The sequence below is a fragment of the Cellulomonas fimi ATCC 484 genome (assembly GCF_000212695.1).
GTDB classification, from domain to species: Bacteria; Actinomycetota; Actinomycetes; order Actinomycetales; family Cellulomonadaceae; genus Cellulomonas; species Cellulomonas fimi.
On the sequence record NC_015514.1, the window covers coordinates 3,111,092 to 3,121,624 of the forward strand.

Below are 10,533 nucleotides of genomic sequence, written 5' to 3' on the forward strand. Positions count from 1 at the left end.
CCGGTGATCGTTCGTCGAAGCGCTTCAACTGTCGCGCCGCAGGGGACAGTAGTCGCCTGGCACCTCTCTTGTCCACGGCCGCCAGATGACCAGGAGGGACGCAGCCGCGCGCCCGGCGGGGCCGTCGAAGCGATTAGTCGAGGACGGGCCGTCGAACGGCCGTTCGCGCGCCGGCGCGTCGGTACACTCCCCGCATGGCCACGATCGCCGACGTCGCGAAGGCGGCGGGCGTCTCCTCCTCCACCGTCAGCTACGTCCTGTCGGGCAAGCGCCCCATCTCGCAGGCCACCCGGCACCGCGTGGAGAAGGCCATCCGGGACCTCGGCTTCAGCCCGCACGCGGGCGCCCGTGCGCTCGCCTCCAGCCGCACCAACGTGCTCGGGCTCGTCGTCCCGCTGCGCGCGCTCGAGGCGAACAGCGCGATCGTCATGGAGGTCGTCACCGGCGTCCTGACGCGTGCCCGCGACTTCGACCACGACGTCCTGGTGCTCACGCAGGACGACGTCAACGGCGTCCAGCGCCTCGCGGCCGGCTCCATGGTCGACGCGCTCATCCTCATGGACATCGAGACGCAGGACCCGCGGCTCCCCGTGCTCGCGGGCCTGCGCCAGCCCGCGATCCTCGTCGGCGTGCCCAGCGACCCGCACGGGCTGTCGTGCGTCGACCTCGACTTCACCGCCGCAGGGCGCCTCGCCGTCCGGCACCTCGTCGAGCACGGCCACCGCAGCATCGCGCTGCTCGGTGCCCCGTCGGCCGCGCTCGCGCGCAGCGCCAACTACGCCGTCCGGATCGTCGAGGGCTTCCGGTCGCAGGCCGGCCAGGCGGGCGTCCGGCACACCGTCGTCCCCACCGAGGCCACCTACCCCGGGGCCGACGCCGCCGTGACGCGCGCATTCACCGAGATCGACGACCTCACCGCCCTCGTCGTGCACAACGAGGCGGCGCTGCCCGGCGTGCTCGCCGCGCTCGCCCGCGCCGACCGCCGCGTGCCGCAGGACGTGTCCGTCCTCGCCGTCGCGCCGTCGAGCCTCGCCGAGCACCTCGTCGTGCCGCTCTCGGCGATCGACGTCCCCGCCGAGGAGATCGGCCGCGCCGCCGTCGAGATGGCGATCGAGCGCCTCGACCAGTCCCGTGCCGCCGAGACGCGCCTGCTCACCCCGCGGTTCATCGAGCGCGGGAGCTGTGCCGGCCCCGCCTGAGCCCCCGCCTGCACCCCGCCGCGTCATGCGGGCACCTCCGTCAGGTGCCCGTCCAGCCGCCGCACGTCGCCCGCCTCCAGGTCGAGCGTCCGCGACGACGGCCCGTGCACCACCTCCAGCGTGCCCCCGCGCGCCGCGTGCAGCACCACCTGCGTGAGCCGCCCGCCCGACCACGTCACATCGACACGCAGCCCGCCGCGCGCCCGCACTCCCCGGACGGAGCCGTCGGGCCACTGCGGCGGCAGCGCCGGCAGCACGCGCAGGCGTCCCGGTGCCGACTGCACGAGCGCCTCCGCGACCGCCGCGACGACACCCAGGTTGCCGTCCACCTGGAACGGCGGGTGCGTCGAGAACAGGTTCGGCAGCAGCCCGCCCTGCCACGGCGAGGAGACCGTCGACGACGCGTCCGCCGGACGCATCGCCTCGGCGAGCAGGTCGCCCACCGCGACCCCGTCGCCCAGGCGTGCACGCAGCGCGGTCTTCCACGCCAGCGACCAGCCCGTCGAGCCCGGGCCGCGCGCGTCGAGCGAGCGCGCCGCCGCGGCGGCGAGGTCCGGCGTCGCGTCGACATCCACCTGGTGCAGCGGGTACAGGCCGACGAGGTGCGACAGGTGGCGGTGGTGCGGGTCGACGGCCGGCGCGTCGTGCGCCCACTCGCGCAGCAGCCCGTCGGGCCCCACGACCGGACGCGCGAGACGCGCGAGCGCCGAGCGCAGCCGGCCCTCCAGGGGGTCGTCCAGGTCGAGGCGGTCGATCGTGTCGAGGCAGCGTTCGAGCAGGTCGCGCACGAGGGCGAGGTCCATCGTGGAGCCGGTCGCGAGTGCGCCGACCCCACCCCCGGTGCCGTCGGCGGACGACGGCAGGCGGAACTGGTTCTCCGGCGAGGTCGACGGCGACGTCGTGAGCGACCCGTCGGGCGCCTCGACGAGCCAGTCCAGGCAGAACAGCGCGGCACCACGCAGCAGCGGCCACGCCTCGTCCCGCAGGAACGCGTCGTCGCCGCCGACGTCCGCGTGGTCCCACAGGTGCCGGCACAGCCAGACGCCACCCATCCACCACTGCGCCCACGACGGGTCGCCGTGACCGGCGCCGACCGGCAGCGCCCAGCCCCACACGTCGCTGTTGTGGTGCGCGACCCACCCCTGGCAGCCGTACAGCTCGCGCGCGACGTGCGCGCCGTGCCGCGCGAGGAGCCCGACGTGCGCCAGCAGCGGCTCGTGGCACTCCCCCAGCCCGACCGCCTCCGCGCCCCAGTACGCCATCTCGAGGTTGACGTTGAGCGTGTAGTTGCTCGACCACGGCGGTCGCGGGTCGGCGTTCCACACGCCCTGCAGGTTCGCGGGCGGCGACCCCGGCCGCGACGACGCGATCAGCAGGTAGCGGCCGTGGTCGAACACCGCCTGCGCCAGCGCGGCGTGCGGCGTCGTTCCGATCGCGTCCGGCAGACGCAGGTCGAGGTCGTGCGGGACGAGCGCGAGGACCGTCGCGTCCGCGATCCGGCGGTGGTCGGCGACGTGCCGTGCACGGGTCGCGTCCCCCGTGCCGCGGTCGCCCGGCAGCGCGCGGCGGGCGCACGCGAGCACGTCCGCGACCACCTCCTCGCGGTCGCGCAGCGGGCCGTCCTGCGGCCACGGCGACGTCGTCCCCGTCGCCAGGACGACCTCGACCCACGTCGCCCGCTCGACCCGCAGCGCACCGCCCGGCGTCCCGCCGACCTCGCCGTCGCCGCAGGCCAGCAGCACCGCGACTCCCGTCAGCGACGCGCCGTCGTCGGTGCGGGTGACCGCGGGGGCGTCCGGCTCGTGGCCGGGCGCGACGTCGTCCGGCAGCTCGAGCACCAGCACCCGGCCCCCGGGGGCGTGGTGGTCCGTGCGGACGTGGTGCGGCGTGGAGAGCTCGACGTGCACGTCGAACGGCTCCGCCGCCGACCAGCGGCCGTGCAGGGCGCCGTCGACCGCGCTCGCGAACCACTCGACCTCGACGCCGGCGGGCAGCCGCTCGCGCACGACGCCGTCGCGCAGGTCCAGCGTCCGCGGGGAGTCGTCGCGGTGCCGGACCTGCGCGGGACGGGGGGCCGACGCGACCGTGACGTGCAGGTCGACGAACGGCTGGAAGGCCTGCGTCCACGGGCCCTGGAACACGGCGAGCAGGTCCGCCGCCTCGTCGTGCCGGCCGGCCGCCAACGCGTCCCGCGCGCGGGCGAGCCGGTCCGGTCCCGCACCGGCCGCGCGGACGGCCGCGAGCGCACGCGCGGGACCGTCGACGCGGCCCGACCACGCCGTCGCGTCGTTGACCTGCACCAGAGCGCGCTCGGTGCCGCCGTGCAGCATCGCGCCCAGCCGCCCGTTGCCGACGGGGAACGCCTCGACCCAGCGCCGCGCGGGCCCGTCGAAGGACAGGATCGTGCGGCGGCCGGGTCCGGACGCGGCCGCGCCAGGACCGGCCCGGCCCGAGCCGGGAGCGGCGGGACCGCCGCGCGGGACCACGCGTCAGCCCTTGATCGCGCCGAAGATCACGCCCTTGGTGAAGTGGCGCTGCACGAACGGGTAGACGAGCAGGATCGGCACGATCGCGAGCACCATGACCGCCATCTGGATCGGCAGACCGGTGACCGCACCCGTCGCCACGTCGACCTGGCCCGTGCCGCTGCCCGGCAGGCTCACGCCCTGGAGCACGTACGAGCGCAGGACCAGCTGCAGCGGCCACTTCGCGTTGTCGTTGATGTAGAGGATCGCGTTGAAGAACGCGTTCCAGTACCCGACGCCGTAGAAGAGCGCGACGACCGCGACGGCGGCCTTCGACATCGGCAGCACGATCCGGCCCAGGATGCGCCAGTCCCCCGCGCCGTCGATCCGCGCGGCGTCGAGGATCGACTGGTCGATGCCCATGAAGAAGCTGCGCAGGATCAGGACGTTGAACGCGGACACCGCCCCCGGCAGGATCAGCGCCCAGTAGCTGTTGATGAGCCCCAGGCTGCTGACCAGCAGGTACGTGGGGATGAGGCCCGCGCCGAAGAACATCGTGATGAGGAAGACGAACAGGATCGGCCGGTGCAGCACGGAGCCCGGACGCGACAGGCCGTACGCCGCGAGCACCGACACGGTCGTCGCGATGACCGTGCCGACCGCGGTGATGCCGATGCTGACGAGCGTGGCGCGCGTGACGACACCGCCCGACAGGATCTGCGTGTACGCGCTGATCGTCAGCTCGCCCGGCACGGTGACGAGCCCGCCCGCGCGGATCGTCTCCGCCTGCGTCGAGAAGCTGGTGAGGACGACCGTCCACAGCGGGAACAGGATCGCGAGGACGACGACCGCGAGCACGAGGCCCTTGAGGGCGAGGCCGAACGGCGTGGGCCGCTCCTCCCACACGGGGCGGTGCTTCGAGCCCCGGCGCCGTCGCGGCGCCGGTCGGGTGCCGTCGGTCTCGTGGCGGGCGACGTCGGCGGGGAGGAACGACGCCTCCGCCGTGATCTCCTGGCTGGTTCCGCTCATGCGCGCTTGTACACCCCCGCCTCGCCGAACACGTGGGCGAGCTTGTTGGCTCCCAGGACCAGGAGCAGGCTGACGACGCCCTTCACGAGGCCGGCGGCCGCCGCGAAGCTCCAGTCGGTGTAGACGACGCCCTGGTAGTAGACGTACGTGTCGATGACCTCCGCGACCCCCGTGCCGACGGCGTCGCGCTGGAGGATGAGCTGCTCGAAGCCGACGGTGAGCGAGTCACCGAGGCGCAGGATGAGCAGCAGGACGATGACGGGCCGCATCGCGGGCAGCGTCACGTGCCACATGCGTCGCCAGCGGTTCGCACCGTCGACGGCCGCGGCCTCGTAGTGCTCGGGCGACACCGTCGACAGGGCGGCGAGGAAGATGATGATCCCCCAGCCCGCGTCCTTCCAGATCGACTGCATCGTGAGGAGCACGAGGAACGTGTCCGGGTTCGTCATCATGTCGAAGCCCGCGAGCCCGTGGTCGCGCAGCGTCTGGTTGACGAGGCCGGCGCCGCCGAAGATCTGCTGGAAGATCGTCACGACCAGGACCCACGAGAAGAAGTGCGGCAGGTAGACGATCGACTGGATCGTGGTGCGGACCCGCGGCGACAGGACGCTGTTGAGCAGCAGCGCGAGCACGATCGGCACGGGGAAGAAGAACACGAGCTGGAACGCCGTGATGACGAGCGTGTTCTCCACCGCGTTGAGGAACAGCGGGTTGGTGAAGACACGCTCGAAGTTGACCCAGCCGACGTACGTGGAGTGCAGGAAGCCGGTGTACGGCGAGTACTGCTGCCACGCGATGACGTTGCCCAGCATGGGGACGTACGCGAACACCACGAGCAGCGTGACGGCCGGCAGCACCATGAGCAGCAGCGACCGGTCGCGCCGCAGGCGCGTCCGCAGCGGGATCGTGCGGACCGGCGGCCGGGCCGGCGCGGAAGGGCTCTCCGCGCCGGTCACCGGGTCCGGCGTCGACGCGCCGGTGCGGCGACGCGTCAGTGCCTCGAGAGCCATCAGGCCTGCGAGTCCAGGATGTCCTGGTAGAACGCCCGCAGCTCCTCGCCGCCCGACGAGCGCCAGGTCTCGATCGCCGCGTCGAGGTCCTTCATGGACTTGCGGCCGCGCGAGATGTCCTTCTCCAGGTCGACGAACGGCTGGCCGATGGACGCGTACTGCGCCGGCTCGACGATCTGCTGCGCGTAGAACAGCGGGTCCTGCGCGAAGCCCGACGCCTTGGCCTTCCACTCGGAGACGGCCTTGACGTAGCCGGGGTACTGCACGTGCGACTCCGCGAGCGGCGGGTCGACGAGGAAGATGTACGTCGGCTGCAGCTCGGTCGCGGCGAGGTCCGTGGGGACCGGCAGGCCGTCGTCGCCCCGCGTGTAGTGCACGCCCTCGACGCCGTTGGTGATGGTGTCGAACTCGACGGTGCCGAACGGCGCGGCGAGGACGTTGGCGAGCGCGAGCAGCTCCTTGATGCGGGCCTCGTCGTCCGTCTTCTTGAGGAACGAGAAGATGTTCGCCGGGTTGCCCTTCCAGAGCACGGGGGTGCCGCCGTCGGCCGCGAACGGGTCGAACGGCTGCTGCCAGTACGACGGGTTGCTCGCGAGGTTGTCGCGCATCGCCTCGTGCCAGCCGCCGACGCCGTCGTTGGCGATGAGCGACTGGCCGCCCTGGAAGCGCATCTTGGCGTCGCCCGTCTGGCCGGCGACGGCGTCGGGGTGCACGGAGCCGGACGCGAACAGTGCGGCGTTCCACTCGAGCGCGGCGCGGTACTCGTCGGTCTCGACCCGGTGGACGAGCGTGTCGCCCTCGAGCTTCCACTTGGGGACGACGCCGTGGATGATCGCGGCGGTGTTCCACAGGTCCTCGGCGCCCCAGACGTTCCCGCCGGTGAGCTCCTTGGCGAGGTCGAGCAGGTCCTGGGCGTTCTTGACGTCGGGCGTGATGCCGAGGCCGTCGAGCACGTCCTTGCGGTAGAAGATCGCGTCGGTGATCGTCTCGCCGGGGAACGGCAGCCCGTAGAGCCTGCCGTTGAAGACGCAGAACTTCCACGCGTCGGACGGGATGTTCGCAAGGTTGGGGTAGTCCTCGACGAGGTCGCCCGCGAGGAACGGCGTGAGGTCCTGGAAGACGTTGCCGACGATCTCGGCACCGAACCGCGGCGGCAGGTTCCACGTCGGGACGCACACCCAGTCCGGCACGTCCTTGGGCGAGGCGAGGACGGTCGCGAGCTTGTCGCCGTAGACGTTGCCGTCAGTGATCTGGAAGGTGATGTCCGAGCCGAGCAGGCCGTTGACCGCCTCGTAGTACTTGTTGCCCTTGGTCGGCGGGATGGTGCCCCACAGCGGCGTCATCGCGGTGAAGACGAGCCCGGTGCCCGGCGCGGTCTGCACGGACCGCACGAGCTCCGCCGGGATCGTCTCGTAGCCCGGGACGGAGCCGTCGACGCTCGGGTAGTCGGGCTCCGCGTAGGTCACGGGGATGTACGTCGGGATGACGTCGCCTGCCGCGGCCGCGCCCGTGGCGGTCGCGGTGGGGGTGCCCGGGCTGCACGCGCTGAGCAGGGACGGGACGCCGACGACCGCGGCACCGGCGGCGAGCATCCCCAGGAAGGAACGCCGGTCGAGGGCCACGTCTCCGAGACGGCCGAGCTGCGGGGGAGGGGTCATCTTCGTCCTTCACTTCCTCGTGTGAGACGGGTGGTCGCGCATCGAAGCGGTTCGACCGCGCGACTGTACGGCACCCGTCGAGCGTGAGGCAAGACACACCGCACGACCCTCGCGCCTTGCCTTGGAGGCCCCCGTGGACCACCATGACTGGCGCGAGTCGGACAGCGCCGACGTCGCGCACGGCCCCGTCCGGCGGGCTCGAATCGTCGAAACGGTTCGATCAACCGGGCGGCGCCGGTGTGTGACCCACGCCCCTCGACGAGCCGCCGACCGCACCCGGCGCGACCGCCCCACCAAGCCGACGAGGACCCCGTGGCCGACGACGTCCAGCCCCTCCCCCCGTACCGCGACACCGCCCTCCCCCTCGCCGAGCGCGCACGCGACCTGCTCGGCCGGCTCGAGCTCGCGGAGAAGGTCGCGTTCCTGCACCAGCGCGTGCCCGCCGTGCCCCGGCTCGGCCTCGCCGAGTTCCGCACCGGCACCGAGGCGCTGCACGGCGTCGCCTGGCTCGGCACCGCGACGACGTTCCCGCAGCCCGTCGGACTCGCCGCGACCTGGGACACCGAGCTGGTCCGAGAGGTCGGCGAGGCCGTCGGCACCGAGGTCCGCGCCAAGCACGCGCAGGACCCCACCGTGTCGCTCAACGTCTGGGCGCCCGTCGTCAACCCGCTCCGGCACCCCGCGTGGGGACGCAACGAGGAGGGCTGGTCCGAGGATCCGCACCTCACCGCGACGCTCGCGACCGCCTACGCGCGCGGGCTGCGCGGCGACCACCCCGTCTACTGGCGGACCGTTCCGACGCTCAAGCACCTGCTCGCCTACGGCAACGAGACGGACCGGGCCGTCACGAGCGCGCAGCTCCCCCCGCGCGCGCTGCACGAGTACGAGCTGCCCGCGTTCCTCGGACCCGTCGCCGCCGGCGTCGTCGGCGCCGTCATGCCGTCGTACAACCTCGTCAACGGCCGCCCCACGCACGTCTCCGGCGAGCTGATCGACGCGCTGCGCGACGCCGCACCCGGCTCGCTGCTGTTCGTGTCCGACGCGGGCGCCCCCACCAACCTCGTCACGGCCGAGCGCTACCACGCCGACCACACGACGGCCGCCGCCGCGGCGATCCGCGCGGGCGTCGACTCGTTCACCGACCACGACGCCGACTCGTCCGTGAGCATCGCGCGGATCACCGCCGCGCTCGACGCCGGGCTGCTCGACGAGGCCGACGTCGACCGCGCCGTCCTGCGGCAGCTCGAGCTGCGGCTCGCCACGGGCGAGCTCGACCCCGACCTCGACCCCTGGGCGGGCATCGGCGCCGAGGCCCTGGACGCGCCCGGGCACCGCGAGCTCGCCCGCCGCGCGTCGGCCGCCGGCGTCGTCATCCTCGAGAACGACGGCGTCCTGCCGCTGCGCGAGGGCACCCGCGTCGCCGTCGTCGGGCCGCACGCCGACCAGGTCTGCACCGACTGGTACTCCGGCACCCCGCCGTACACCGTGACGATCGCGCAGGCGCTCGCCGAGCGGTACGGCGCCGGGCACGTGACCGTCGTCGACGGTGCCGACCGCGTCGCGCTGCGCTCCACCACGACCGGGCGCTACGTCCGCCCCGCCGACGACGGCGTGCTCGTCGCCGACGCCACGACCGCCGCCGAGGACACCCACGTCGACCTGACGTCGTGGGGCGAGGGCATCCGGACGCTGCGCGCGTGCCGCACCGGCCTGCTGTGGTCGGGCAGCCGCTGGATCCTGCACGCCGACGCCTCGCGCGTCGGCGGCTGGGTCGTGCAGGAGAGCTTCCGGGTGCACGACAACGGCGACGACACCGTCAGCGTGCAGCACGTCGGGTCCGGGCGGTGGCTCGTCGTGCAGCGCGACGGCGGCGTCCTCGTCGCCGACGCCCCCACGCCGCAGCAGGCCGAGCGGTTCACGGTGCGGACCGTGCACGCGGGCCACGAGCGAGCCGCCGCAGCCGCGCGCGACGCCGACGTCGTCGTCCTCGCCGTCGGCAACGACCCGCACCTGCTCGGCCGCGAGACGGAGGACCGGCCCGGCCTGACCCTGCCGCTCCCCCAGGCCGAGCTGACCCGCACCGTCCTCGACACCGGCACACCGACCGTCCTCGCCGTCGTCTCCTCCTACCCGTACGTGCTCGGCGACCTCGGCGACGCCGCCGCGGCCGTCGTGTGGTCCGCGCACGCCGGCCAGGAGCTCGGGCACGGGCTCGTCGACGTGCTGTCGGGCGACGTCGAGCCGGCCGGGCGGCTGGCCCAGTCGTGGCCCGCGGACGAGTCCCACGCCGGCGACCTGCTCTGCTACGACGTCGTCTCGGGCGGACTCACCTACTGGTACGCACCGCACGCGGCACGCTGGCCCTTCGGGCACGGTCGCTCCTACGCGAGCGTCGAGTACCTCGGGCTCACGCTCGACGCACCCGACGGCGACGCCGTCGCCAGCTCGACCGTCACCGCGCGCGTCATCGTGCAGAACACCGGCGCGCGCCCCGCCGACGAGGTCGTCCAGCTCTACGCCGCCGCGCCGGGACACCGCCTGCCCGTGCCGCACCGGCGGCTCGTCGCGCACCGGCGCGTCCGGCTCGAGCCCGGCGAGACCGCCGAGGTCACGCTCGACGTCGCCGTGCAGGACCTCGCGGTGTGGGACGTGACGTCCGCGTCGTTCGTCGTGGAGCCCGGCGGGTACGAGCTGCACGCCGGGTCGTCGTCGGGCGACCTTCCGCTGGTCGCGGACCTCAAGGTCGCCGGGGCCCCGGTGCCGCCGCGCACCCTGCTCGACGGGTGGGTGCGCGCGGTCGACCACGACGAGCGGCACGACGTGCGGCTCGTCCCGCGGGACCTCGACGCCGGCACCGCCGTCGCCGTCGCCCCCGGGGCCCGGAGCGGCTGGGTGCTGCTGCGCGACGTGGACCTGCACGGGGTGCACGGGGTCGAGCTGACCGTCGGGCGCACCGAGCCCGGGCCCGCGTCGGTGCACGTCGAGGTGCTCGAGGGCCGCCGGTGGGAGCGCGTCGCGACGGCGGCCGTGCCCGACGGCGGCCGGTGGGAGTGGCACGACGTCGCCGTGGCACCGGCCGTGGCCCTGCCCACCTGGGGTGCGACCGACGTGCGGCTCGTCCTCGCGGGGCCGGTGCGCGTCGGCGAGGTGCGCGGGACGCGGGCCGGCTGAG

General features: G+C 73.9%; 6 protein-coding genes. 2 read left to right on the forward strand and 4 right to left on the reverse strand.

All coding sequences use genetic code 11. The features are described 5' to 3' along the window. Window positions 1–194: 194 nt before the first annotated feature. Window positions 195–1,199, forward strand: coding sequence for a LacI family DNA-binding transcriptional regulator (locus tag CELF_RS14060; protein WP_013771936.1), 1,005 nt, complete (start codon window positions 195–197; stop codon window positions 1,197–1,199). Window positions 1,200–1,222: 23 nt separating this feature from the next. Here the strand turns inward: CELF_RS14060 and CELF_RS14065 are convergent, their stop codons facing one another. The 4 genes from CELF_RS14065 to CELF_RS14080 are packed head-to-tail and all read right to left on the reverse strand — an operon-like array spanning window position 1,223 to window position 7,361. Continuing rightward, entirely contained in the window at window positions 1,223–3,685 is a 2,463-nt protein-coding gene (locus CELF_RS14065; protein WP_013771937.1) for a glycosyl hydrolase family 95 catalytic domain-containing protein, read from the reverse strand. 3 nt (window positions 3,686–3,688) lie between these two features. Further along, complete coding sequence (locus tag CELF_RS14070) at window positions 3,689–4,693, reverse strand: carbohydrate ABC transporter permease (protein WP_013771938.1); 1,005 nt, start codon at window positions 4,691–4,693, stop codon at window positions 3,689–3,691. Next, entirely contained in the window at window positions 4,690–5,703 is a 1,014-nt protein-coding gene (locus CELF_RS14075) for an ABC transporter permease (protein WP_013771939.1), read from the reverse strand. The genes CELF_RS14070 and CELF_RS14075 overlap by 4 nt, the downstream gene beginning before the upstream one ends. Next, window positions 5,703–7,361: a twin-arginine translocation signal domain-containing protein gene (locus tag CELF_RS14080; protein WP_013771940.1), complete on the reverse strand. Its 1,659-nt coding sequence runs from the start codon at window positions 7,359–7,361 to the stop codon at window positions 5,703–5,705. Before CELF_RS14080 ends, CELF_RS14075 begins: the two co-directional genes overlap by 1 nt. A gap of 312 nt (window positions 7,362–7,673) precedes the next feature. On the opposite strand from CELF_RS14080, the gene CELF_RS14085 reads away from it, so the two are divergent. After that, window positions 7,674–10,532 (forward strand): glycoside hydrolase family 3 C-terminal domain-containing protein, encoded by a 2,859-nt coding sequence (locus CELF_RS14085; RefSeq protein ID WP_013771941.1) that lies wholly within the window; start codon window positions 7,674–7,676, stop codon window positions 10,530–10,532. Window position 10,533 lies beyond the last annotated feature (1 nt).

Excerpts from the sequence above, each read along its gene's own strand:
- CELF_RS14070 (WP_013771938.1), bottom strand. The coding sequence starts at position 4,693 with ATGAGCGGAACCAGCCAGGAGATCACGGCGGAGGCGTCGTTCCTCCCC.
- CELF_RS14075 (WP_013771939.1), bottom strand. The coding sequence starts at position 5,703 with ATGGCTCTCGAGGCACTGACGCGTCGCCGCACCGGCGCGTCGACGCCG.
- CELF_RS14060 (WP_013771936.1), top strand. The coding sequence starts at position 195 with ATGGCCACGATCGCCGACGTCGCGAAGGCGGCGGGCGTCTCCTCCTCC.
- CELF_RS14080 (WP_013771940.1), bottom strand. The coding sequence starts at position 7,361 with ATGACCCCTCCCCCGCAGCTCGGCCGTCTCGGAGACGTGGCCCTCGAC.